This is a genomic window from Bradyrhizobium acaciae, from assembly GCF_020889785.1.
Taxonomy (GTDB): Bacteria; Pseudomonadota; Alphaproteobacteria; order Rhizobiales; family Xanthobacteraceae; genus Bradyrhizobium; species Bradyrhizobium acaciae.
This window is the reverse complement of the sequence record NZ_JACMYK010000021.1, coordinates 57551-79458: the sequence shown is the minus strand read 5'-3', so window position 1 is coordinate 79458 and position 21908 is coordinate 57551. Positions and strand designations below refer to the sequence as shown.

At 64.6% G+C, this 21908-nt stretch carries 25 protein-coding genes; 15 read left to right on the top strand and 10 right to left on the bottom strand.

Features of this window, described 5'->3' with window-relative positions:
* The 5 genes from H8A92_RS12150 to H8A92_RS12130 form a co-directional block, all read left to right on the top strand.
* Positions 1–222 (top strand): HRDC domain-containing protein (locus H8A92_RS12150; RefSeq protein WP_229196013.1); only part of this gene is annotated, 222 nt, incomplete at its 5' end.
* Positions 223–295: 73 nt separating this feature from the next.
* The gene (locus tag H8A92_RS12145) at positions 296–1519 is read left to right on the top strand and encodes an MFS transporter (RefSeq protein WP_229196012.1); all 1224 of its coding nucleotides are present in this window, start codon (positions 296–298) and stop codon (positions 1517–1519) included.
* Positions 1520–1681: 162 nt separating this feature from the next.
* The gene (locus H8A92_RS12140; RefSeq protein ID WP_229196011.1) at positions 1682–3430 is read left to right on the top strand and encodes a flavin-containing monooxygenase; all 1749 of its coding nucleotides are present in this window, start codon (positions 1682–1684) and stop codon (positions 3428–3430) included.
* A gap of 89 nt (positions 3431–3519) precedes the next feature.
* Positions 3520–4245, top strand: a complete 726-nt coding sequence (locus tag H8A92_RS12135; protein ID WP_229196010.1) for a metallophosphoesterase — start codon at positions 3520–3522, stop codon at positions 4243–4245.
* Positions 4245–4460, top strand: coding sequence for a metallophosphoesterase family protein (locus tag H8A92_RS12130; protein ID WP_229196009.1), 216 nt, complete (start codon positions 4245–4247; stop codon positions 4458–4460). Before H8A92_RS12135 ends, H8A92_RS12130 begins: the two co-directional genes overlap by 1 nt.
* 98 nt (positions 4461–4558) lie before the next feature.
* On the opposite strand, the gene H8A92_RS12125 is transcribed toward H8A92_RS12130, so the two are convergent.
* From H8A92_RS12125 to H8A92_RS12115, 3 genes are all read right to left on the bottom strand, one after another.
* Entirely contained in the window at positions 4559–5824 is a 1266-nt protein-coding gene (locus H8A92_RS12125) for a S1C family serine protease (protein ID WP_229196008.1), read from the bottom strand.
* Between the two features lie 203 nt (positions 5825–6027).
* A complete protein-coding gene (locus H8A92_RS12120) occupies positions 6028–6270 on the bottom strand; it encodes a hypothetical protein (RefSeq protein ID WP_229196019.1) in 243 nt (80 codons plus the stop codon).
* A 369-nt stretch (positions 6271–6639) separates the two neighbouring features.
* A complete protein-coding gene (locus tag H8A92_RS12115) occupies positions 6640–7653 on the bottom strand; it encodes a 1-aminocyclopropane-1-carboxylate deaminase (RefSeq protein ID WP_163156395.1) in 1014 nt (337 codons plus the stop codon).
* Between the two features lie 161 nt (positions 7654–7814).
* Here H8A92_RS12115 and H8A92_RS12110 point away from each other — a divergent pair, with 161 nt between their 5' ends.
* Positions 7815–8279, top strand: a complete 465-nt coding sequence (locus tag H8A92_RS12110) for an Lrp/AsnC family transcriptional regulator (protein ID WP_229196007.1) — start codon at positions 7815–7817, stop codon at positions 8277–8279.
* 12 nt (positions 8280–8291) lie between these two features.
* On the opposite strand, the gene H8A92_RS12105 is transcribed toward H8A92_RS12110, so the two are convergent.
* Positions 8292–8534, bottom strand: coding sequence for a hypothetical protein (locus H8A92_RS12105; RefSeq protein WP_229196006.1), 243 nt, complete (start codon positions 8532–8534; stop codon positions 8292–8294).
* 296 nt (positions 8535–8830) lie between these two features.
* On the opposite strand from H8A92_RS12105, the gene H8A92_RS12100 reads away from it, so the two are divergent.
* Complete coding sequence (locus H8A92_RS12100) at positions 8831–9037, top strand: hypothetical protein (RefSeq protein WP_229185455.1); 207 nt, start codon at positions 8831–8833, stop codon at positions 9035–9037.
* Positions 9038–9071: 34 nt separating this feature from the next.
* Positions 9072–9278 carry a helix-turn-helix domain-containing protein gene (locus tag H8A92_RS12095; RefSeq protein WP_163160007.1) on the top strand — a complete coding sequence of 69 codons (207 nt, stop codon included), beginning with the start codon at positions 9072–9074 and terminating at the stop codon, positions 9276–9278.
* An 86-nt stretch (positions 9279–9364) separates the two neighbouring features.
* Here H8A92_RS12095 and H8A92_RS12090 read toward each other — a convergent pair whose 3' ends face one another.
* Positions 9365–10930: a serine hydrolase domain-containing protein gene (locus tag H8A92_RS12090; RefSeq protein ID WP_229196005.1), complete on the bottom strand. Its 1566-nt coding sequence runs from the start codon at positions 10928–10930 to the stop codon at positions 9365–9367.
* A 326-nt stretch (positions 10931–11256) separates the two neighbouring features.
* Here H8A92_RS12090 and H8A92_RS12085 point away from each other — a divergent pair, with 326 nt between their 5' ends.
* The 3 genes from H8A92_RS12085 (at position 11257) to H8A92_RS12075 (ending at position 14640) form a co-directional block, all read left to right on the top strand.
* On the top strand, positions 11257–12657 hold the full coding sequence (locus tag H8A92_RS12085) for a selenium-binding family protein (protein ID WP_229196004.1): 1401 nt from the start codon (positions 11257–11259) through the stop codon (positions 12655–12657).
* A 2-nt stretch (positions 12658–12659) separates the two neighbouring features.
* Positions 12660–13334 (top strand): hypothetical protein, encoded by a 675-nt coding sequence (locus H8A92_RS12080; protein ID WP_420831314.1) that lies wholly within the window; start codon positions 12660–12662, stop codon positions 13332–13334.
* A 148-nt stretch (positions 13335–13482) separates the two neighbouring features.
* On the top strand, positions 13483–14640 hold the full coding sequence (locus tag H8A92_RS12075) for a LysM peptidoglycan-binding domain-containing protein (RefSeq protein ID WP_229196003.1): 1158 nt from the start codon (positions 13483–13485) through the stop codon (positions 14638–14640).
* A 20-nt stretch (positions 14641–14660) separates the two neighbouring features.
* On the opposite strand, the gene H8A92_RS12070 is transcribed toward H8A92_RS12075, so the two are convergent.
* Complete coding sequence (locus H8A92_RS12070; protein ID WP_338026532.1) at positions 14661–15041, bottom strand: c-type cytochrome; 381 nt, start codon at positions 15039–15041, stop codon at positions 14661–14663.
* 21 nt (positions 15042–15062) lie between these two features.
* Between H8A92_RS12070 and H8A92_RS12065 the strand changes: the two genes are divergently transcribed.
* Positions 15063–15956, top strand: a complete 894-nt coding sequence (locus H8A92_RS12065) for an NAD-dependent protein deacetylase (RefSeq protein WP_420831313.1) — start codon at positions 15063–15065, stop codon at positions 15954–15956.
* Positions 15957–16096: 140 nt separating this feature from the next.
* Here the strand turns inward: H8A92_RS12065 and H8A92_RS12060 are convergent, their stop codons facing one another.
* Genes H8A92_RS12060 through minC form a run of 4 tightly spaced genes read right to left on the bottom strand, consistent with a single transcriptional unit; the run spans position 16097 to position 18225 of the window.
* Positions 16097–16393 carry a hypothetical protein gene (locus H8A92_RS12060; protein WP_229196001.1) on the bottom strand — a complete coding sequence of 99 codons (297 nt, stop codon included), beginning with the start codon at positions 16391–16393 and terminating at the stop codon, positions 16097–16099.
* Positions 16390–16668: a cell division topological specificity factor MinE gene (minE, locus tag H8A92_RS12055; protein ID WP_229184872.1), complete on the bottom strand. Its 279-nt coding sequence runs from the start codon at positions 16666–16668 to the stop codon at positions 16390–16392. Before minE ends, H8A92_RS12060 begins: the two co-directional genes overlap by 4 nt.
* Positions 16668–17483: a septum site-determining protein MinD gene (gene minD / locus H8A92_RS12050; protein ID WP_229196000.1), complete on the bottom strand. Its 816-nt coding sequence runs from the start codon at positions 17481–17483 to the stop codon at positions 16668–16670. The genes minE and minD overlap by 1 nt, the downstream gene beginning before the upstream one ends.
* 25 nt (positions 17484–17508) lie before the next feature.
* Positions 17509–18225 carry a septum site-determining protein MinC gene (gene minC / locus H8A92_RS12045; RefSeq protein WP_229195999.1) on the bottom strand — a complete coding sequence of 239 codons (717 nt, stop codon included), beginning with the start codon at positions 18223–18225 and terminating at the stop codon, positions 17509–17511.
* A 261-nt stretch (positions 18226–18486) separates the two neighbouring features.
* On the opposite strand from minC, the gene H8A92_RS41180 reads away from it, so the two are divergent.
* The 3 genes from H8A92_RS41180 to H8A92_RS12030 all read left to right on the top strand — a co-directional run bounded on the left by H8A92_RS41180 (position 18487) and on the right by H8A92_RS12030 (position 21815).
* Complete coding sequence (locus tag H8A92_RS41180) at positions 18487–18687, top strand: alpha/beta fold hydrolase (RefSeq protein ID WP_229195998.1); 201 nt, start codon at positions 18487–18489, stop codon at positions 18685–18687.
* Between the two features lie 307 nt (positions 18688–18994).
* Positions 18995–20629, top strand: a complete 1635-nt coding sequence (locus H8A92_RS12035) for an alkaline phosphatase family protein (RefSeq protein WP_229195997.1) — start codon at positions 18995–18997, stop codon at positions 20627–20629.
* A gap of 682 nt (positions 20630–21311) precedes the next feature.
* Positions 21312–21815 (top strand): nucleoside deaminase, encoded by a 504-nt coding sequence (locus H8A92_RS12030; protein ID WP_229195996.1) that lies wholly within the window; start codon positions 21312–21314, stop codon positions 21813–21815.
* Positions 21816–21908 lie beyond the last annotated feature (93 nt).

The following is a 21908-nucleotide window of genomic DNA, read 5'->3' as shown; positions in this document are numbered from 1 at the left end:
AACCCGACGCTGCATGCGGCATTGCGCGCCTGGCGTTCGGAGGTCGCGCGGCAGCGCGGCGTGCCGGCCTATGTGGTACTGCACGATTCGACCATCGACGGCATCGCCGCGATGCGTCCGGACACGCTGGACGAACTGCGCAACATCGCCGGGATCGGCGACAAGAAGCTTGAGCATTACGGCGCCGAGCTGATCCGGATCGTGAAGACGACGGAAGGCTGAGATCACACGGGCTCTAAAGTGCATCTAGCCCGTGTCTATTGACGGCGCGTGCACACTCCGCCATCCGTGACGCATGTCCGCACAACCTGAGGCCGCGTCCGCCGATCTATTCCGCCATCCGCCGCTCTTGCTGTTCGTGGCGTCGCGCAGCTTCTCCGAGTTCGCCTACCAGATCGCGACCGTTGCGATCGGCTGGCAGGTCTATGCGCTGACCGGCAGTGCCGTCTATCTCGGCCTGGTCGGGCTGGTGCAGTTCATCCCCAGTGCATTGCTCGTGTTCATCGCCGGCCACGCCGCCGACCGCTACGATCGCCGCCGCGTCGTGCAGGCCTGCCAGATCATCCAGGGGCTGGGGGCCGCCTATCTCGGCTGGCGCAGCTTCGCCGGCGATCTGACGGCTCCGGAGATATTCACGGTGCTGGTCAGTTTCGGTGTCGCCGCCGCATTCGGGGACCCGGCCGCCTCCGCGCTATTGCCGGCCGTGGCACCGGAGGGCCATCTGCAGCGTGCCACCGCGCTGTCGACCGGCGCCTGGCAGGTCGCGATCGTCGCCGGCCCCGCGATCGGCGGCTTCGCTTACGCGGTTTCTCCGGCAGTCCCCTATGCAGTGATGGCCGTATTCTGGCTGCTCGCGGCCATCCTCGCCGGCGCAATCCAGCTGGAGCGGCCGGCCGCCGAGCCCGATCCGCCATCCCTCGGGCAATTGTTCGCCGGCGTGAAATTCGTCCGCGACAATCCAGCGATCCTCGGCACGATCTCGCTCGATCTGTTTGCGGTGCTGCTCGGCGGCGCCAGCGCGCTGCTGCCGATCTATGCCCGCGACATCCTCCATGCCGGGCCGTGGGCGCTCGGCGTGATGCGAGCGGCGCCTGCAGTCGGCGCGCTGATCATGACCGCGCTGCTGGCGCGGCATCCGATCTCGAAGCACGTCGGGCTACGCATGTTCCAGGGCGTGGTCGCCTTTGGAATTGCAATCTGCGTGTTCGCGCTGTCGCGGGAGATCTGGCTCTCGACGCTGGCACTCGCCGCGATGGGCGCAGCCGACACGATCAGTGTCGTGATCCGCGTCTCGCTGGTCCAGCTTGCGACGCCGGACGAGATGCGCGGCCGCGTCGGCGCCGTGAACTATCTGTTCGTCAACGCCTCCAACCAGCTCGGCGAGTTCGAGAGCGGCATCACGGCTGCGCTGTTTGGCACCGTGCCGGCGGCCCTCATCGGCGGCATCGGCACGGTCGCCGTGGCGCTGCTCTGGATGTGGTTGTTCCCTGCGCTCCGCAAGGTCCAGCGCCTGGAGTGAGGCGGCGCCTGGATACCGCAGCCGTCAACGCCGCAGCATAGGAGCCATACCCGTCGCGGCAACGCATGCGCTTGCGGGCCGCGCCGCCCTCGCCCTAATCTTTTGCCCATCGCGTCCAACGAGACGCGGACAAGACATAACGATATAGGGATGAGACCGGCCATGGCTCAGGAGAGCACCGCGCGCACACCTGCGCGCCCTGCCGAAAGTGGAACGTTCGATGCCGTGGTGATCGGCGCAGGCTTTGCCGGCATGTACATGCTGCATCGGTTGCGCGGGCTCGGCTTCACCGCGCGGGTCTATGAGGCCGGCGGCGGCGTCGGCGGCACCTGGTACTGGAATCGTTATCCCGGCGCACGCTGCGATGTCGAGAGCCTGCAATACTCCTTCTCGTTCTCCGAGGAACTCGATCAGGACTGGAGTTGGTCGGAGAAATATTCTCCGCAGCCCGAAATTCTCGCCTACGCCAATCATGTCGCCGATCGCTTCGATTTGCGCAGCCAGATCGTGTTCGACACCCGCGTCACCGCGGCGACCTTCGACGAAAAGGAAGGCAGCTGGCTGATCGAAACCGACCGCGGCGACAGGGTCACCGCGAAATTCTGCATCATGGCGGTCGGCTGCCTGTCGGCGCCGAACCGCCCCGCCTTCACCGGCATGGAGGATTTCGACGGGCCGATCTATCACACCGGCGAATGGCCGCATGAGGGTGTCGACTTCACCGGCCTGCGCGTCGGCGTCATCGGCACCGGCTCGTCCGCGATCCAGTCGATCCCGATCATCGCACAGCAGGCCTCCGAGCTCACCGTGTTCCAGCGCACCGCGACCTGGTCGGTGCCGGCATGGAACGAGCGGCTGTCGGCGGAATATCTGAAGGAGGCCAAGGCGCATTATCCGGAGCTGCGTGCCAAGGCGCGGGCGCGGCCGACCGGGTTCTATTTCCCGTTCAACGCCCAGCCCGCCTTGCAGGCGAGCGAGCAGGAACGCGAGCGGCTATATGAGGAGGCCTGGCAGCGCGGCGGCTTGCCCTTCCTCGGCTCGTTCGGCGACCTCTTGTTCGAGAAGGCGGCCAACGACACCATCGCCGATTTCGCACGCGAGAAGATCCGCAGCATCGTCAAGGATCCCGCCACCGCCGAGCTGCTGTGTCCGGCGAACGTGTTTGGCTGCAAGCGGCTCTGCGTCGACACCAATTATTTCGAGACCTACAATCTGCCGCATGTGAAGCTGGTCGATGTGTCGAAGACACCGATCGAACGGATCACGCGTGATGCCATCGTGGTCGACGGCACCGAATACAAGGTCGATGCGATCGTCTCCGCCACCGGCTTTGCCGCCATGACCGGCTCGTTCGACAAGATCGCGGTCACCGGCCGCGGCGGCCGGACGCTGGCCGAAAAATGGCGCGCCGGCCCGCGCGCCTATCTCGGCCTCGCCTCGGAAGGCTTTCCGAACCTGTTCATGATCACCGGGCCGGGCAGCCCGTCGGTGCTTGCGAGCATGATCCAGGCGATCGAGCAGCATGTCGACTGGCTGGCGGATTGCCTCGGTCACATGCGCGACATCGGCGCCGGCACCATCGAGGCGGTCCGCGACGACGAGGACAACTGGGTCGCCCATGTCAACGACGTCTCCACGGTCTCGCTGCGCTCGACCTGCAGCTCCTGGTATGTCGGCACGAATATCCCGGGCCGGCCCCGCGTCTTCATGCCCTATATCGGCGGCTTCCCGATCTATGTGCAGAAGTGCAATGAGGTGATGAATTCGGGCTATGACGGCTTCGTGCTACGGGGCGGACGCAACGGCAACGCACCGCCGCAGGTGCGCTTCACCGAGCGCTGGCAGGTGCCGCTCGACATCGAGGTGATCTCGCCGGCCGCGGTCGCCGCCAAGCGCGTTCCCGTGGTCTGAGCCACAGTGCGGTATCCCCATCGGGATTACGCATGATAGTGTCGCCTCGCGCCGGCCCGCGTTTCGCGTCGCGGGTCGCACGGGGGATAATGGCCGACACGGCGTTGCAGGGATTGATCGAGCGGATCGGCGCTGACCATGTCGTGCGCCGGCTTGGGATCGAGGCTGCGCATGAGAAGCAAGTGTTCGGCCAGGGCACCTTGCTGTTCAATGTCGAGAACTGGAAGCTGGCGCCGCGGATCATCACCACCGCGCTGAAGGTGACCGGCCTCTACGGCCGCGCGCGACGCAACGCCGACCGGGTCGAGGTGCGGCGAAATCTGGTGACGTCGACGCGGCTGCCGCCAGCTTTCGATGGCTTCACCATCCTTCAGCTCAGCGATCTCCACGCCGACATCAGCCAGGGCGCGATGCGGCATCTGGCCGACATCGTGCGCGACATCGCCTGCGAGATCTGCGTGCTGACCGGCGACTATCGCGGCAAGACGTTTGGCTCGTTCGAGACCAGCCTCGCGCTGATGCGGGATCTGTGCGCGCGGATCAAGCTGCCGCTCTACGGCATCCTCGGCAATCACGACAGCATCCGCATGACGCCGGCACTGGAGGCGATGGGCATCAGGATGCTGTTCAACGAGCAGGAGCCGATCACGCGCGATGGCGCGACGATCCATCTCGCCGGCATCGACGACGCGCATTTCTACCGCACCGACGACATTGCAAGGGCCGCCGCGGCGATCCCGCGCGACGCATTCTCGATCCTGCTGGCGCACACGCCGGAATCCTATCGCGCGGCGCCGCGGCCGGCTTCGACCTGATGCTGAGCGGCCATACCCATGGCGGCCAGCTCTGCCTGCCCGGCGGCATCGCAATCAAGCTGGAGGCGCGGCTGCCGCGGCGGATGGGCAAAGGCGCCTGGCGGTTCGGGGAACTCGCCGGCTACACATCCACGGGCGCCGGCACCAGCCTTGCGCCGGTGCGGCTGAATTGCCCGGCCGAGATCACGGTGCACACCCTGCGGCGGTTGCGCTAGCTGGCAGGCTGCCGCCCGACGAGCTGCCGTCCAGGCGCGCATTGCCGAAATATCGAAAACAACCCCATGCAAAGTAGCCGGCGGCTGCCCCGGAGGTATCAATTTGCCGGCTTCTTCGCGCCCGCGCTTTGCTCGTTGACCTTGCAAACGATCAGGAGCGTGTAGCCGCGCGCATCCTTGGCGATCTCGGACGTTTCCCGCTTTGATGCATCTTGCCACTCGGCTGTCTGGTACTGCACCGCGCTGTTGTCGAGGAAGTCGCGCAGCGCGCCGGTCTTGATCGCAAAATTGATGTTCTCCGGGATGCTTCCCGTCGCCCGCGCGACCGTGACCGCATCGAGCTTGGCAGCCACGACGCCGACCACGCCACCGCCGAGATCGAACAGCGGGCCGCCGCTGTTGCCAGGCTGCACCGCGGCGCTGATCTGCAGGAAACGGGTGTCGTTGAGAATGCCGCTCAGCGACGAGACGATGCCGGTGGTCACGGTGAAATCGGACGTCAGCAGCCCGTGATAGGGATAGCCGATCGCCACCACGCCGTTGCCGACCGGAATCGGATTTTGCCTGATCTTGGCGACATCCTTGAACGGCGCCGGCGCCTGCAGCAGCGCGAGATCGTTGGTCTCATCGCCGGACACCAGCCGCAATTTCACCGGCGCCTCGCCGCTCAAATTACCGGTGATCTCGCTGCAACCATTGATGACATGATGGTTGGTGACGACGTGACCGCTGCTGCTGACCACGAAGCCGGTCCCGGTCCCCGACTTCGCCTGCTTCCGCGCCGGGTTCGGTGCAGCCTGCGGCGGCGCCGGCGCAGCCGCAGGCTTCGCTGCGACCGCAAACTCGCCGGCATTGGCAACACCGTTCTTCTTCACCGCGACGACGCAGTTGAGCAGCGCCGGCAGCAATTGTCCGGTTTGATTCAGGTTGAACTGAAACAACTGTCCCTGCGCGAACGCCGTCATCTGGTGCGCCTTGCGGAATTGATTGATCAGGTTGGAGGTCACCGGCATCTCGACGTTGACGAGCTGGGTGCCGAGCGGCATGCCGTAGACATTGAACGCCGGCTGCCCGTCGAAGGTCAGCGCGAGTGGGAAGGCCTCACCCGGCGTCAGACGCCAGCTCTCATGGGCAAAGCCCAGCCGCCAGCTGCCATTCGCGGTAATCGCCACCACGAAGTAGATTCCGCTTTGGTAGACCGTCCCCGCCGAGCAATGCGTGAATGCACCGCTCTTGTCGTCGGTGAAGGCGCCGCCCTTCCAGTTGCCGACCGTGATCGAGCCGTAGGGACCGCGGGCTTCCGACGGAACTACAGACGCAAACAGCCATGCGGCCGCAATGGCCGCCCGGATCGCAACTCTCATGAGGCGTACTCTCCAGCCACAACCCATCGCAAGAGGCGGAGAAATTCATCCGCAAGTGGTGCGCGGCCTGGCCTTCGTCCTGCCGCCGCGGAATACCGCCGCAGATGAGGCAATCGCCACACCCTCAGGTTACAGAGGAAATGTTCCTCTTTTGTTCGAAAGATGTCAACCAGACATATTCCATCCGCTGCGAACGGCGGCGGCTATTGCGGATCCTGGGCCGAGGACTGAACCGGCGGATTTGGATCGCTGAACCAGTACCAGGACGCGAGGGCATGAACGCCGACGCCGATCAGGAAGATGCCCGCATAGAGTTCGACCGCATGATTCATCGCCAGCAGGCGGGCGCGCAGCACTCCGCCGTGGCCTTGATAGGCCCAGAACCAATGTCCCACGGCAACCACGCCAAGACCGAGCGCGGCGACGGCCCGGCCGGCCGCATTCATCAACTTCACGCCAAAGTCTCCCGACTCGCCGGCCGGGACAGGATATCGGGAGAAGCTGACGCCGACCTTACTCGTGCGAATGGAACGCAGCCCGGATAGAGCGGGAGCGAAATCCGGGACGGTCTTTCCGCGGAGGGGTGCTGTCTTCTCCTTCCCCCTGAAAGGGGGAAGGTCGGGATGGGGTCAGCCGCAGGCGATGCTGCAAGCGGAGAAAGCAGATCCGCACCCGCTTTGCTCTAGCGAGCAAAGCGACCTCCCCTTTTCAAGGGGAGGTTTGGAGCAGTGTGGACCGGATTTCGCGGAACCTGTCATCGGACGCGCATTCGCGCGACCCACTGACTCCATCCGCGCTACAAGACGTGCGATGCCTCAGCCGTTGCGGAACGCGTAGGCGTAGCCGTTGAGCGCCGGCGCGCCGCCGAGATGGGCGTAGAGCACCTTGGATCCGGCCGGGAAAAAGCCCTTCTGCACGAGATCGATCATGCCCTGCATCGATTTCCCTTCGTAGACGGGGTCGGTGATCATGCCTTCTAGCCGGGCGCTGAGGCGGATCGCCTCCTTGGTCTCTTCCGACGGTACGCCATAGGCGGGATAGGCATAGTCCTCGATCAGCACGACATCATCCTCGACAATGTCGCGGCCGAGCTCGACCAGCCTGGCGGTGTTCTGCGCGATCGACAGCACCTGCGCCTTGGTCTGTGCGGGCGTGAACGAACCGTCGATGCCGATCACGTTGCGCGCGCGCCCATCGGCGGCGAAGCCGACCAGCATGCCGGCATGGGTCGAGCCGGTCACCGTGCAGACGACGATGTAGTCGAACTTGACGCCGAGCTGGCGCTCCTGCGCGCGCACCTCTTCGGCGAAGCCGACATAGCCGAGCCCGCCATATTTATGCACGGAAGCGCCGGCCGGAATCGCGTAAGGCTTGCCGCCCGCCGCCTTCACCTCCTCGATCGCCTGCTCCCAACTCTTGCGGATGCCGATGTCGAAGCCATCGTCGACCAGGCGCACATCGGCACCCATCACGCGCGAGAGCAGGATGTTGCCGACACGGTCATAGACGGCGTCCTCATGCGGCACCCAGCTTTCCTGCACCAGCCGGCACTTCATGCCGATCTTGGCTGCAACCGCCGCAACCATGCGCGTATGGTTCGACTGCACGCCGCCGATCGAGACCAGCGTATCGGCATTGGAGGCGATCGCGTCGGGGATGATGTATTCGAGCTTGCGCAGCTTGTTGCCGCCGAAGGCGAGCCCGGAATTGCAATCCTCGCGCTTTGCATAGAGCTCGACCTTGCCGCCGAGATGCTTTGACAGCCGATCGAGCTTCTCGATGGCAGTCGGCCCGAATGTGAGCGGATAGCGCGCGAACTTCTCCAGCATGCTGGCATCCTCTTTGGTGGTCTGGAACGGCGGCCACACCTAGCACCACACGGACGAAAGGTGCTCTCTAACTCGACCCAACATATCGCCGAAGATTGCCAGATTTGGCGATAGTGATATGCTTTCTTTCACGAAATCGGCAAGCAGCGAGAGATTCTTCCATGTCCGCCCGGCTCGACCGCATCGACCTCAAGATGTTGAGATTGCTGCAGAAGAACGGCCGGCTCAGCAATGCCGAGCTGGCCGATCAGGTCGGCGTCAGCCCCGCCACCTGTCATCGCCGGACCCAGGCGCTGTTCGACGAGGGATATGTCAGCAGCGTCCGCGCCATGGTGGCGCCGCGCAGGCTCGGCAAGGGCACGCTGGTCATGGTCGGCGTCGTGCTCGACCGCTCGACACCGGAAAGCTTCGCGAGCTTCGAGCAGGCGGTGGCGAAACTCAAATGCGTGCTCGACTGCCACCTCGTCGCCGGCGACTTCGACTACTTCCTCAAGATCCGCGCCGGCGACATGGAGGATTTCAATCGCATCCATGGCGACCAGCTGATCGCGCTGCCCGGCGTCCGCCAGACCCGCACCTTCTTCGTGATGAAGGAGGTGGTGGACAATGCGGCGCTGGAATTTTGAGAGAGCTGCGGCCTATTTGGAGGCGTTGGCGATCTTGTGCCCCAGATGGCCGGTCTCATGATCGCGGCGGAGCTGGCTCAGTGACGTCTCGTTCAGAGCAAGAAGGACGTCGCTCAACTTCTCGGTTCCGGGATAGCCCGCGGCGAAATTCGGGCCGTAAACCTTGCGCAAGGTACCGAGCAGCGTGCCCCCGTACTTGCTGCTGATCTCGCCGTCCTTGTTACGGTGCCGGTTATCGAGGCCTGCCTTGCTCATGCTGCTCTCCCTTGTGCCCGCAGCCGAGAGCATCCGCCTCCCGAGATCAAATGGCAATCCGGCAACCTCCTGCAGCCCTTGTTGCAAGCCACGAAGATATTCCGAGAAGATATTCAATGGCTATTTGAAGCATATTCGGTCAATGTCGCTTACGCTCTCCTGCGCCTTCCCGCGAGTCTGATGCAGCACGCACGGCAACGATCAGGCTTTTGCGCGACGAAGACAAAAGGCCATAGGTCCATTGCGGAGCGGCACAGTCTGCGCTAGGGCAGCCCTTAAATCATAGAGGTGAACACATGTCGCATGTCTACAAGTTGAATGAGGACGTTCGGCACCAGCCTCAGGGGCCGCAAGGCCGCGCGGCGGCCGATCGGCCGATGCTCTATACCATCGTTCAGTGCATGCCGATCGAAGCAGATGGGCGACTTCGATACCGCATCAAGAGCAAATCGGACAACGTCGAGCGCGTTGTGACGGAAGATCAGCTTTCGTACTCTCAGTGAGGAAGCGCTTCGGTAACCGCGGGGTCCGGTCGCGATGAACGATCGAGAAAAAATCCTGAGTGCGCTGCGCGAAAAGCCGCTCAAGGTCTACCAAATCATGCGACGCGCCAACGTCGCGAATGAGGAAGCCTGTCAGACTCTGCTGCTGAAAATGCGGGACGATGGCCTGGTGAAATTCGATATCCATAAAGGGCTGTGGCAAATCAGCGGAACAGCGGCGCGAGGGCCAACATCGACCTGATCGATCCGAGCCAGAATTGCCGCTGCCGCTCCTGCGGCGCTGGAGTTTTGAACAAACGTAGGCGAGCGAATGTCGCGCGTCGTGCTTCAACCGCCAGCCACTCCTTCCGCCGATCCCTCGCGCCCATCCCTCGCCTTGCCGTGCAGCGCGACCTTGTCGCCGTCGTAGGTGAGCGTCCATGTCCAGGCGTCACCGAGCCCGACATATTGGAGGTCGACGACAAGGGTCCGCTCGTCCATCCAAGCGCCTTTGACGGCGCGCAGACCGAGGAAGCTGGCGGCACTCTTGCGATAGAGGCCGTCGAGACCGATCGGCCCGTCGAGATGGCGCCGCGCGGGATCGCCCGCGTTCGTCTCCACGACGTAGCGCGGGTTCTCGTCGGCAAGGAACAGCGTCAGCGTTTTGATGCCCAGGTCGTTGTCGGGGAATTTGTAGGTCCGGCCCGAAATCGCAGATGCAATCGCGGGCGTCGCGCCGACCTGTTCCCTCTTCTCCGTGGAGACGTCGGCGATCGCACTTGCCAACTGTTCGGCCGCGGCTGCATCGGCCGGCAAAGCCTCGTCGGCTTTGACGGCCGCGGAAATCTCGTCGGCCAGCTTGCCGAATGAACAGAAATTGCTCGCCGTCATGACGGCGACGATGTCCCGCTCCGGCAACATCATGATCACCTGGCAATGATAGCCCACCGTCATGTAGATGTGCTTGTCGGGGATGGCCCAGAACTGGTTGGCGTAGCGCCGCGACGGATCGAACCGCGAATGCATGTCGATGCTGGCATGGTTGACGGCATCGAGAAAATCCGCCGGCAGCAGCTGCTTGCCCGCCCACTCGCCGTTGCGCAGATAGAGATAGCCGATCTTCGCCATGTCGCGGGGCCGCATCGAGAGGCCGAATCCACCGATCGGGAGCCGCTGCGGATCCCGCCGCCAGAACGGCTGGGCAATGCCGAGCGGGCCGAACAGTCGCTCCTCGGCATAGTCGGCGGTGTTCTTGCCGGTGAGCTTGGTGACGATCGCGGACAGCAAATGCGAGCCGCCGCTGTTGTAGTAGAAGACCTCGCCCGGCGCATGCGCCATCGGGCGGTCCAGGATGAACTGGACCCAGTCCGCGCTCTTTCCCATGTCGCGCAGCGACAGCTCCCGGCCACCTTCGAACCCCTCGTCCCAGTCGAGGCCCGATGTCATGTTGAGCAGATGCTGGACCGTGATCGCCTTCTTGCGCTCGTCGAGATTGGCAATGCTGCTGCGATCGGAAAAGAAATCCAGCATGGGATGATCGAGACGATCCAGCAGACCATCCTTGTAGGCGATCGCCAGCAGCGTCGCGACCACCGCCTTGGTGGAGGAGTTGATCGCGTGCGGCATGTCGGCGGTGAAGGGCGCGTAATACGCATCGAGCACGATACGGCCATGGCGCGTCACCAGCAGGCTGTCGAAGCTGCGCGCGGTGCCGGTCGCCACCAGTTTTGCCAGCGCCGCCGAGTCCATGCCCTGCTGCTCCGGCGTCGAGGTTTCCCACTGAGCCGTCGGCCACACCGGCTCGGCGCCTTGCGCATGGGCTACACCGGAATGAAGCGATGTGAGCAGGACAAGCGCGCCCACCGCAGCCATGGTCCGTGACGAAAACCCGACGACGAGATCGGCTGCCTGCATGTTCCCGCCCCTGCCATGATCAGCTCGCGCAACGCATATACCACGAGCGGCAGCGGTCTCGCTTCACAACTTGCGGACATGGATGCCGACGCGGCGAGCGTCGGGGCGGCGCGGCCGGCAACCCCAAGTGTGATTCGGCTCACGAATTCGTGGCGGAACGCCACAGCCCAAGTGGATGCGCGCGTGTTTCCGGAAGGCGGATCATGCCGTAAGCTGTCCGCAGCCAACCTCGCGTCCAGCGGAGTGCCAGGCCGCCTTATTCAGACCATTGCAACGCTGCGAACGACCCGACGTTGGCGACAGGCCGACAGAACCGGGAGGACGTCATGACGATGCGACCCGACCCCACGTTTCACGCCTCGCCAAAGCTTGCGATGGAGGCGCCGCCGGAGCACTTCGCCTATACGCTGCTGCTCAGTCCCGACTTCAAGAAGCCCGACGCGCTCGCGGTGATCGACGTCAAGCCGGGCTCGAAGACCTATGGCAGGATCGTCCACACCGTGACGATGCCGAACAAGGGCGACGAGTTCCATCACTTCGGCTGGAACGCGTGCTCCTCTGCACTGTCTCCGCTGGCCGGACATGCCTTCATCGAGCGGCGCTATCTCGTCATTCCCGGGCTGCGGTCGTCGCGCATCTACATCATCGACACCAAGCCCTCGCCGCTCGAAGCGAAGATCCACAAGATCATCGAGCCGGAGGAGGTGTTCAAGAAGACCGGCTACTCGCGGCCGCACACCATCCATTGCGGGCCTGAGGGCATCTATGTCTCCACCCTCGGCGGCGGCGGCAAGGACGGCACGCAAGGACCGCCCGGCATCTTCATCATGGATTGCGAGACCTTCGACGTGCTCGGCCGCTGGGAGATCGACCGCGGGCCGCAGACATTGCACTATGATTTCTGGTGGAATCTGCCGCGCGACTACATGGTGTCGAGCGAGTGGGCACTGCCGCCGCAGTTCGAGAACGGCATCGTGCCTGAGGATCTGCTGGCGAACAAATACGGTCATCGGCTGCATTTCTGGGATTTGCGCGCCCGGCGCAACGTGCAGACCATCGACCTCGGCGCCAACCACCAGATGGCGCTCGAAGTCAGGCCCGCGCACGATCCGATCCGCGAGTACGGCTTTGTCGGCGTCGTCGTCGACACCACCAACCTCGAAGCCTCGATCTGGACCTGGTGGCGCGAGGGCGGAAAATTCCATGCCGAAAAGACCGCGACGATACCGCCCGAGCCGGCGCCGAAGGAGAAGCTGCCGCCGCTGTTGCAGGGGTTCGGTGCCGTGCCGCCGCTGGTGACCGATATCGACCTGTCGATGGACGACCGCTTCCTCTATGTCTCCTGCTGGGGCACCGGCGAAATGCGCCAATACGACGTCCGCGATCCAAGGAAGCCGAAGCTTGCCGGTTCGGTGCATATCGGCGGCATCGCCCGCCGCACGCCGCATCCGAACGGCAAAGCGTTTGCCGGCGGCCCGCAGATGGTCGAGATCAGCCGCGACGGCAAGCGGGTGTACTGGACCAACTCGCTTTATTCGACCTGGGACGACCAGTTCTATCCCGATGGCATGCCGGGCGCCGAGGTCATGGCCAATGTCGGCGCCAACGGCGGGCTCGAACTCGCCAAGGACTATTTCGTTGATTTCCCGGAGGGCTATCGACCGCATCAAATCCGCCTCGAGGGCGGCGACTGTTCGACGGATTCGTTCTGCTATCCGTCGGTCTGACATTGAGTGACGTCGATACGACGGCACTCTGGCTATGGCTCGCGATCATCGCAAGCGGCCTCTTTCACGGCATCAATCCGGGCATGGGCTGGCCGCTGGCGGTTTCCGCGGGCCTGATGGACAAATCTCCGCGCGCCCTCCTCGGCGCGCTGCTGCCGCTGTCGACGGGCCACCTTGCAGCGATGCTGCTGGTGCTGCTGCCGTTCGCGCTGTTGATCGCACTGACGGAATGGCAGCGCCCGATCCAGATCGCGGCCGGCATCGTCGTCATCGGCTTCGGCCTCATCCGTCTCATCGATCGCCGTCATCCGCGCGCTTTGGCGCGGATATCGCCGGCCAGATTGGCGCTCTGGTCGTTCGCGGTGGCGATTGCACATGGCGCAGGCCTGATGCTGCTGCCGATCTATCTCGGCCTCTGCGCGACATCGTCAGCGCATGATGGCCACGCCGCGGCAGCGCGCGTCATCGACCAGAACCTGGCGATGGCGCTGCTGGTCGCACTCGTCCACACCGCCGCCATGCTCGGCGCCGGCGGCCTGCTGGCCTGGCTGGTCTATCGCTATCTCGGCGTGAGATTCGTTGCGCGGAGCTGGTTCAATCTTGAGACGGTCTGGGCGGTCAGCCTGGTTCTCGTGGGCGCCGCGGCGCTTGCCGTCAATGTCGCGGAATGGCGATGAGCTGCCCGGTCGGCCGCGCTGCCCCGGGGAGTAATCCTTTCATCCGACTTGATGGGGTGGGCAAACGGGCGCAGTCTCTCCTATGCCCCCACCGGGCCGTGGGTGGCGCGCGCGAACGCGCGGGGACGTTGATCCGCGGATGACGGTCATGAACGCCACGGCGATGAAACTGGTCGTACCGTTGCTGGCACTTGCGGCCGGCGGCACGGCGGCATTCGTATTCGGCATTCACCGTACCCAGCAAATTCTGGGCGCGAGCACGCCTTTGATGGCGACGGCGCCATCGGCGCCGGCGGCTACCGCGCGAGACCAGCACCAGACTGCACTGGCGAAGGCACAAACCGAGACAGCGGCGCTGACCAACGCGCTCGCCGGGCCGTCGCCCGCACCGGGCGCGGACGCTCTGCCGGAGTTCGATGTCGTCAGCGTCGAGCCGACCGGCGAGACCGTTGTCGCCGGTCGGGCGCTACCCGACGCGACGGTGGAATTGCTGCGCAATGGCGAGGTGTACGATCGCGCGGTGGCGGACAAATCCGGCCAGTTCGTCATGGTCCCGCGCCCGCTTCCGCCGGGAAACCATGACCTGACCCTGCGCATCACGCGTGACGGCAAGCAGGTGACCTCGAAGCAGAGCGTCGCGGTCGCGCTCGAGGCTGCGGCAAGGGAGCGCCCGATGGTGGCGCTGATGGCGCCGGACAAGCCCGTCCGGGTGCTGTCGCAACCCGCGGCAGCGGCATCAGCTGCCGGGAAGATGGCCATCGAGGCGGTCGAGACCGAACCGGGCGGCAAGCTCCATGTGAGCGGTCAGGCAACGCCCGGCGCGACCGTCAGGCTCTATCTGAACGGCAGCTTGATCACGTCGGCGACGGCCGACCAGGAGGGGCGCCTCTCGGTCACGATCAACAAGGGCGTGACGGCGGGCGACTACCAGGTCCGGCTTGACGAGGTCGATGCCAGCTCAGGCAAGGTGCGCTCGCGTGCCGAGGTGCCGTTCAACGTTCCGGACGCGACGACGACGGCATCAATCCCGGCGCCGGCAGCGTCGTCCACGCGTGCAGGCGTGGCCACCCCACAGCTCGCGGCGGCGACGACCGCAAACGCATCCGATGCGAGCTCCCCCTCCGCGGTGATTGTGCCGAAGATCACCACGACCACCGTGGCCCGTGGCGACAGTCTGTGGCGGATCAGCCAGCGCGCATTGGGCGCCGGGCAGCGCTATGCCGTGATCTATCGGGCCAACTCGCAGCAGATCCGCAATCCCAATTTGATCTATCCCGGCCAGGTCTTCGTCCTGCCGGCAAAATGAGGCCGGCATTCCTCCAACAGTCACTTCCCGGGGGATTTCAGGAAGGCCACGATCTTCGCGCGATCTTCCGCCGAGCGGACGCCGGTATAGGGCTTCATGCCGTTGCCCGACACCACGGCCTCGGGATCCTCGATGAAGCGCAGCAGCGTGCTCTCATCCCAGACGATGCCGGATGATTTCATCGCCTCCGAGTAGGGAAACTTCGCGACCGATCCGGCCTTGCGGCCGATGATATCGTGCAGGTTCGGGCCGGCGCGGTTGTCGCCCTCCTTGACGGTGTGACAGGTGCGGCAGGAATTGTTGAATGCCTGCTCGCCGGAAACGCCCGCATCCTCGCCATGTGACGGCGACAGTGGCAGGGACATCAGCCAGCAAACAACGACGATGAATTTTGGCCGCATCGATCACCCGTCGGAAGTGCCATGCCGTCAACGCAGAGGCGACGTGAAAGGTCCTTGCGCGACAGGCCCTACATCTGGTGCAGCCGTGCGCGCCACACTAGATGTGCTCCCATGCAGCACCCCGCCCTCGAGGATTTCGTCGCCGGCCACCAGCGCTTGTTTGTCCTGACCGGGTCCGGCTGCAGCACCAATTCGGGCATTCCCGATTATCGCGACAGCGACGGCAACTGGAAGCGGACGCGGCCGGTGACGATCCAGGCCTTTTTGGGCGAGGCGACAACGCGGCAGCGCTACTGGGCGCGCAGCATGGTCGGCTGGCGGCGGTTCGGCCGCGCGATGCCGAACGGTGCGCATCGCGCGCTGGCCAAGCTCGAGCAACAGGGCCGTTGCGAGCTGTTGCTGACCCAGAACGTCGACCGCCTGCACCAGGCCGCGGGCAGCCAGCGCGTGATCGACCTGCACGGGCGGCTCGATGTCGTCCGTTGCCTCGGCTGCGGCGCGACGATGCCGCGCGAGGAGTTTCAGGGTGAACTGGCGCAGCAAAATCCGGCCTGGCTCGCGTTCGATGCCACTGACGCGCCGGACGGCGACGCCGATCTCGAACAGGATTTTTCGTCATTCATGGTGCCGGCCTGCGAGGCCTGCGGCGGCGTGCTGAAACCCGACGTGGTGTTCTTCGGCGAGAACGTGCCGCGCGATACGGTCGCATCGGCGCAGGCGCATCTCGAGCAGGCCGATGCCTTGCTCGTCGTCGGCTCCTCGCTGATGGTCTATTCCGGCTTTCGCTTCGTCCGGATGGCGGAGCAGCGCGGCCTGCCGATTGCCGCCGTCAACCTCGGCCGCACCCGCGCCGATGAGCTGCTCACGCTCAAGATCGAGGACCAGTGCGAGGCGGCGCTGTCGTTCTTGCTGTAGACCGCCGACCTCTCCACGTCATTGCGAGCGAAGCGAAGCAATCCATCGTGCCGCACACGTTGAAGCATGGATTGCTTCGTCGCTTCAGCGCAAAATTGCTTCGCAAGCTCCTCGCAATGACGACGAACGAGATGGTCCGCTCACGCGCGATGGCGCGGTGCCTTGGCCGTCGGCATGTTGGCGTTCCAATGCGTCCAGCTGACGCTGGCGAGGCTGCCGAGATCGGTCGCCAGCGGGCGACGGGTGCGGCGCTCGTATTCGGCGATGCAGCGGCCTGACTCGCCGATCTTGCGCTGCAATTCGTCGATCGTCATCTGCGTCGCGCGGCCGCAATTGGCCTTGCCGAGCTGATCGACCTCGACCGCCTTCAACGCCGCGCGCAGCTTCTTGAGCTGCGCGCGCTGCCAGGCGATGTGACTGTCGCTGTCTGCCGTCATGTGGCCGCCACCATCTTTGATCGCTGCACGCCATTGGGAACTTCGATGTCGACCTCGAGCATCGAGACGAACTTGCCCCGGTCCATCCGAACCACGACCTTGTCAGGATCGACGTCGATATGCTTGGAGACCACGCTCAGGATTTCCGAGCGGAGCATCTCCAGCAGGTCGGGCGCGCCGGTCCTGCCGCGCTCATGCGAAAGCAGGATCTGCAACCGCTCCCGCGCGACGGGCGCCGATGCGGCGCGGCCGCCGAACAGCCGCATTACGTTCATCATGCCGCCCTCCGTCGCAGCAGCCGATCCATCAACCCCTTGCGTTCGACCGGCACGGTCATCTCGACCGCTTCGCCCATCAGGCGCCGCACCGCGTCGGTATACGCCCGCGCCGGCGCGCTGCTTGCAGCGTTCAGCGTGACCGGGCAGCCGACATTGGAGGCGCGCAGCACGTCCTGGCTTTCCGGGACGATGCCGAGCAGCGGCGTGGCAAGGATTTCCAGGATGTCGTCGATCGACAGCATCTCGCCGCGTGCGGCGCGGCCGGCATCATATCGGGTGACCAACAGATGCTTCTCGACCCGCTCGCCGCGCTCGGCGCGGGCGGTCTTGGAGTCCAGCATGCCGATGATGCGGTCGGAGTCGCGCACCGACGACACTTCCGGATTGGTAACGATGATGGCCTCGTCGGCGTAGCGCATCGCGAGCGTGGCGCCACGTTCGATGCCGGCCGGGCTGTCGCACAGGATCCAGTCGAACTTGGTCTTGAGGTCGTCGATCACGCGCTTGACGCCCTCTTCGGTCAGCGCATCCTTGTCGCGGGTCTGCGACGCCGGCAGCAGCCAGAGGTTTTCCAGCCGCTTGTCGCGGATCAGGGCCTGCGGCAGCTTGGCGACGCCCTGCACCACATTGATGAGGTCGAACACCACCCGCCGCTCCGCGCCCATCACGAGGTCGAGGTTGCGCAGGCCGACGTCGAAATCGATGACGACGACGCTCTGGCCCATTTGCGCGAGTGCCGCGCCAAGCGCGGCAGTTGAGGTCGTCTTGCCGACCCCGCCCTTCCCAGACGTCACGACCAAAACCTTGGCCATTCTCTCTCTCCTTGTAGTCAGTCGGTCAGTTCAATGGTGTGATGCGCAGCATTTCGCCCTCGAGCCACGCCTGGGCGGGCCGGTTGCGCAGGCTGTCGCCGATGTCGTCTGCGGTCTGGTAGTAGCCGTCGATGGCGAGCAGCTCGGCCTCGATCCTCTGGCAGAAGATCCGGGCCGCGGAATTGCCGTTGATGCCGGCCATCGCGCGTCCGCGCAGCGTGCCGTAGACATGGATCGACCCGCCGGCAACGATCTCGGCGCCGGAGCCGACCGAGCCGAGCACGGTGACGTCGCCCTCGGCGAACACGATCGACTGGCCGGAGCGAACCGGGCTCTCCAGCAGCAGCGACGGCAGCTTGGTCTTGTCCTTGTCTTTGTTTTTTTCCTGCGGCTGCGGCTTCTGCGGCTCGACATGGGTGATCGCGCAGGCGCGGCCGCCGGTCAGAAGCGGCGGCATGTTGGCGCCGAGCCTGGATTCGTCGACCCCCTCGATGCCGAGGATACGGATGTTGCGTTCAGCGAGGCTGCCGACCAGATGCGCGATCGCGGCCTGGCTGAGATCGACCGCTGCGAGGTCGAGCACCACAGGCTTGCCGGTGAAGAAGCCCGGCGACTTCCCCAGCGTCGCGTCGATCTCGGCGAGCCAGGATACGACCGGCACGACCGGCGAGAAAACGAACGCAACATAGGAGCGGCCGCGCATGCGGACCTGCTGACGTGCGACCTGTTGAGTTGCGTCCATCGCCCCTGACTCGGTTGTCTTGTCGAATGGTTAACAATCGGACCGCATGGTTAATCAAAGGTTAACAGAAGGAGGTGTTTTCACGGATTTGCGACGGTCTCCTCGGGGCGGTCGCCGACCGCCGAGCGAGGGTTCGGACGCGCCTTTCTCGAGGCGCATCCGGAGATCGCCGCCGCACTGCTCGATTGCATCAACGAGACCGCTCCCGAAGGCTTCATCGGCTGCGCCCGCGCCATCCAGTCCCTCGCCTATCTCGACGGCGTGAAGCGGCTGCGAGTGCCCCTGACGATGATCGTGGGTGCATCCGACCTGCTGGTGCAGCCGATGACGAAGCTCGCGGCGATGCTCGATTGCCGGCTGGCGATCATTCCCGACGCCGGGCACTTGCCCCAGATCGATCATCCCAACGAGCTCGACGCCGCGATCAAGCGGCATTTGCAAGAAGCCGCTCGATCCGAGTGACCCGCGTCCGCCCGGGGTCGCCGCCGCTCTCAACAAAAATATCGAAAACAACCCCATGCAAAGTAGCAGGCGGCTGCAAACTTGGCGGCCGAACGGCAAAACCCTGCCGTCGCGCCGCGTTACCGGGTCAGCGTGTCTCCAGCGATCATCGGATGCCGGTCAGCCCCGACCGCGGGTCATCGAACTCGCAAGAAAACGTCATCCCACCGTCAATTGACCGCGACAAGTTGTCGCGACCGGCGCTGGCGATTCCAACTTACCGAAAATAGACAGGGGCGAACTCATGAGTGGTTTTCGTAACTCTTGCATGTCGACTGCCGCGATCGCGGCGGCCATGCTCGCTTGCGGCGTCGCCGTCGCGCACGCGGATGATGACAACGATCATTCGCAGCGGCATGGCTACAAGCATGTCCTGCTGATCAGCGTCGACGGCATGCACGCCGTTGATTTGAAGCGTTGGGTCGAAAGCCGCCCCGGCGGCAACTTCGCCCAGCTCACCGGCAAGGGCGTCGTCTATCCGAACGCCTACACCACCGCGCCGTCCGACAGCTTTCCCGGCATGCTCGCGCAGGTCACGGGCGCCACGCCCAAGGGCGGCGGCCTGTTCTATGACGACAGCTATGATCGCACCGAGTATCCCGCCAAGGCCTTCTATACCAGCCAGAATCTTCCCGATCCCGGCTGCGTGAGCCCGGCAGGAACCGAGATCACCAACTTCGAAGCGCTCGACAAGACCTACGATTACTCCAGCGGACTGGTCGCCGATTACACTGCCGGCGGCACGCTCGGTCAGGTCTACACGCAGCTCGATCCGGACCACATGCAGCGCAAGCTGGTGAACGGGAAGTGCGTGCCGGTCTATCCGCACGACTACGTGCGCACCAATACGATCTTCGAGGTCATCAAGGAGGCCGGAATGCGGACGGCCTGGTCCGACAAGCATCCTGCCTATGAGGACCTGGCGGGCCCGTCGGGCAAGGGCCTCGACGAGCTCTTCACGCCGGAGATCAATTCGCAGGACACGATCGACCCCGGCGCCCAGCCCGGCGACGATTACACCAAGAGCTTCACCGGCGTCCGCTCCTACGACTCGCTGAAGGTGAAGGCGGTGCTGAACTGGATCGACGGCTATGATGGCATGCGCACGCAGCGTCAGCCGGTGCCCGCGATCTTCGGCATGAACTTCCAGGCGGTCAGCGTCGGCCAGAAGCTCGCCAAGGCCGGTCATGCGGATACCGACAAGTCGCTGGTCGGCGGCTATGCCGACGGCAAGGCGACGCCCGGCAACGCGCTCACGCTGCAATTCCAGTTCGTGGACGACGCGCTCGGCAAGTTCGTCAACGAACTCAAGGCGCAGAACCTCTACGATTCGACGCTGATCATCGTCAGCGCCAAGCACGGTCAGTCGCCGATCGACGCCAAGGACCGCGTGGCGATCTCCGATGCGCTGTACAGCAACACGCCCGGTTTCGGCACCAACGGCTTCGAGATCTGCGACGACGCGGCGCTGGTCTGGCTGTCGCCGGAGCTGCAGCAGGCGACCAACCCGGCGACCGGCAATCCCTATTATGCCGACGCCAAGGCCTACATCCTGGCCCACGCCGCCGACCTGCATATCCAGAAGCTGCTCGACCGCGACGAACTGACCAAGCTCTACGAAGATCCGTTCCACAACAGCCGGGTGCCGGACTTCATCGCGCTCACCGACCATGGCGTGATCTGCACCGGCGGCAGCAAGCTCGCCGAGCATGGCGGCTTCTCCAACGACGATCGGAACGTGCTGCTGCTGCTCTCTTCGCCCCGCATCAAGCATCCGAAGGTCGTCGAGGACGTGAGCTTCACCACCCAGATCGCGCCGACCATCCTCCGTGCGCTTGACCTCAACCCGCACAGTCTCCAGGCGGTTCGCGACGAGGGTGTCGAGCCCCTGAAGGAAAAATGAGGCCGCAGGGAGCAGTGGCTCCAGCGGCGCAAGACAGCGAGCGGCTTGCACGGCAGTAGCCGGGCAAGCCGAGGAGTTAGGCCTGCATATCGGCGCCCCAAAGGGGCGCCGATATTGTTTTGCCGCGAGACGCTGATAGGCGGCACCCCGACATCCACGGGGCGATCGCGTGCGCAGCTACCGTGTGGGCAAGGCCAACACGCGCCCGCGCCCCCCGCGTTCATCGCAAGAGGATCGACATCTCGACCTTGTTGGCCTGAAGGCGTCGGGCGGCGGAGAGAGTGTCAGTCAATCCCGGTTGTAAATTAGCGTATTTTCGATGCGCCCAGATCAATGCCCACCGCTTGAGCTACAGCCGGAAATGGGTTTCGCCTGCGGCTCCTGCGTTTCGATAGCGGATCCGAACAACAAGAACCAATCGGCTGTTTCATTTTGGCCCTGCTCATGTGACTGCGCGATCGATGCGAACGGTCATTCTCACAGCTCGAGCGAACTCCCGCTTCGGCAGCACCTGTCGGGCACGCGGACAGAGTCTCAACCGCTTCACGGGCGCGATCCGTGCCACGAATACTGCTTGACGAGCGTCATCAACTCTCGGACGCTTGGCAGCAGGGCACGATCGGATCGGCAGGCGTAGGCCGAAATCCCGCAAGCGCAGTCCCTTGAAATGGTGGCATCCTCTATGATCGACATTTCAGCACTGAGCCAGGAGGACGTCGACACGCACTTTCTGCGCCAATCATTCGACGTGGCGCGCCGCGCGCTCGCCCACGGCAACCATCCCTTTGGTGCCGTCCTGGTCGGCCGCGACCGTCGCATCCTGCTGGAAGCCGAAAACGGCTTCATGCCTTCGCGCGACGGCACGGCGCATGCCGAGCGGCTGCTGGCGACGCAGGCCTGTTTGACGCTTCCCGCCGACGTGCGGAAGGGGGCGACGCTTTACTCCTCCGCCGAGCCATGCGCCATGTGTGCGGGCGCGATCTACTGGGCGGGCATCGGCCGTGTCGTCTACGGCCTCAGCGAGCATGCTCTGCGCGAGCTCACCGGCGATCACGCCGAGAATCCAACGCTCGATCTGCCCTGCCGTGAGGTTTTTCGCAGCGGACAACGCTCGACCGAGGTCGTCGGGCCGCAGCTCGAGGCGGAGGCCGCGGCCCTGCATCACGGCGTATGGCAAACAGGTTGACTTCTTGCGGCGCCGTCCTTGTCGCTCGACAGGAGAAATGGCGCCGCGGGGTCATCGCGGCGCCATCAGGACCACCCGTTGGAACGGCCTGGG

Excerpts from the sequence above, each read along its gene's own strand:
- H8A92_RS12145 (WP_229196012.1), top strand. The coding sequence starts at position 296 with ATGTCCGCACAACCTGAGGCCGCGTCCGCCGATCTATTCCGCCATCCG.
- H8A92_RS12130 (WP_229196009.1), top strand. The coding sequence starts at position 4,245 with ATGCTGAGCGGCCATACCCATGGCGGCCAGCTCTGCCTGCCCGGCGGC.
- H8A92_RS12095 (WP_163160007.1), top strand. The coding sequence starts at position 9,072 with ATGAACGATCGAGAAAAAATCCTGAGTGCGCTGCGCGAAAAGCCGCTC.
- H8A92_RS12030 (WP_229195996.1), top strand. The coding sequence starts at position 21,312 with ATGATCGACATTTCAGCACTGAGCCAGGAGGACGTCGACACGCACTTT.
- H8A92_RS12115 (WP_163156395.1), bottom strand. The coding sequence starts at position 7,653 with ATGCTGGAGAAGTTCGCGCGCTATCCGCTCACATTCGGGCCGACTGCC.
- H8A92_RS12135 (WP_229196010.1), top strand. The coding sequence starts at position 3,520 with ATGGCCGACACGGCGTTGCAGGGATTGATCGAGCGGATCGGCGCTGAC.
- H8A92_RS12035 (WP_229195997.1), top strand. The coding sequence starts at position 18,995 with ATGTCGACTGCCGCGATCGCGGCGGCCATGCTCGCTTGCGGCGTCGCC.
- minE (WP_229184872.1), bottom strand. The coding sequence starts at position 16,668 with ATGAACGTAATGCGGCTGTTCGGCGGCCGCGCCGCATCGGCGCCCGTC.
- H8A92_RS12070 (WP_338026532.1), bottom strand. The coding sequence starts at position 15,041 with ATGCGGCCAAAATTCATCGTCGTTGTTTGCTGGCTGATGTCCCTGCCA.
- H8A92_RS12060 (WP_229196001.1), bottom strand. The coding sequence starts at position 16,393 with ATGACGGCAGACAGCGACAGTCACATCGCCTGGCAGCGCGCGCAGCTC.
- H8A92_RS12140 (WP_229196011.1), top strand. The coding sequence starts at position 1,682 with ATGGCTCAGGAGAGCACCGCGCGCACACCTGCGCGCCCTGCCGAAAGT.
- H8A92_RS12110 (WP_229196007.1), top strand. The coding sequence starts at position 7,815 with ATGTCCGCCCGGCTCGACCGCATCGACCTCAAGATGTTGAGATTGCTG.
- minD (WP_229196000.1), bottom strand. The coding sequence starts at position 17,483 with ATGGCCAAGGTTTTGGTCGTGACGTCTGGGAAGGGCGGGGTCGGCAAG.
- H8A92_RS12125 (WP_229196008.1), bottom strand. The coding sequence starts at position 5,824 with ATGAGAGTTGCGATCCGGGCGGCCATTGCGGCCGCATGGCTGTTTGCG.
- minC (WP_229195999.1), bottom strand. The coding sequence starts at position 18,225 with ATGGACGCAACTCAACAGGTCGCACGTCAGCAGGTCCGCATGCGCGGC.
- H8A92_RS12090 (WP_229196005.1), bottom strand. The coding sequence starts at position 10,930 with ATGCAGGCAGCCGATCTCGTCGTCGGGTTTTCGTCACGGACCATGGCT.
- H8A92_RS12075 (WP_229196003.1), top strand. The coding sequence starts at position 13,483 with ATGAACGCCACGGCGATGAAACTGGTCGTACCGTTGCTGGCACTTGCG.
- H8A92_RS12120 (WP_229196019.1), bottom strand. The coding sequence starts at position 6,270 with ATGAATGCGGCCGGCCGGGCCGTCGCCGCGCTCGGTCTTGGCGTGGTT.
- H8A92_RS12065 (WP_420831313.1), top strand. The coding sequence starts at position 15,063 with ATGCCGTCAACGCAGAGGCGACGTGAAAGGTCCTTGCGCGACAGGCCC.
- H8A92_RS12105 (WP_229196006.1), bottom strand. The coding sequence starts at position 8,534 with ATGAGCAAGGCAGGCCTCGATAACCGGCACCGTAACAAGGACGGCGAG.
- H8A92_RS12100 (WP_229185455.1), top strand. The coding sequence starts at position 8,831 with ATGTCGCATGTCTACAAGTTGAATGAGGACGTTCGGCACCAGCCTCAG.
- H8A92_RS12085 (WP_229196004.1), top strand. The coding sequence starts at position 11,257 with ATGACGATGCGACCCGACCCCACGTTTCACGCCTCGCCAAAGCTTGCG.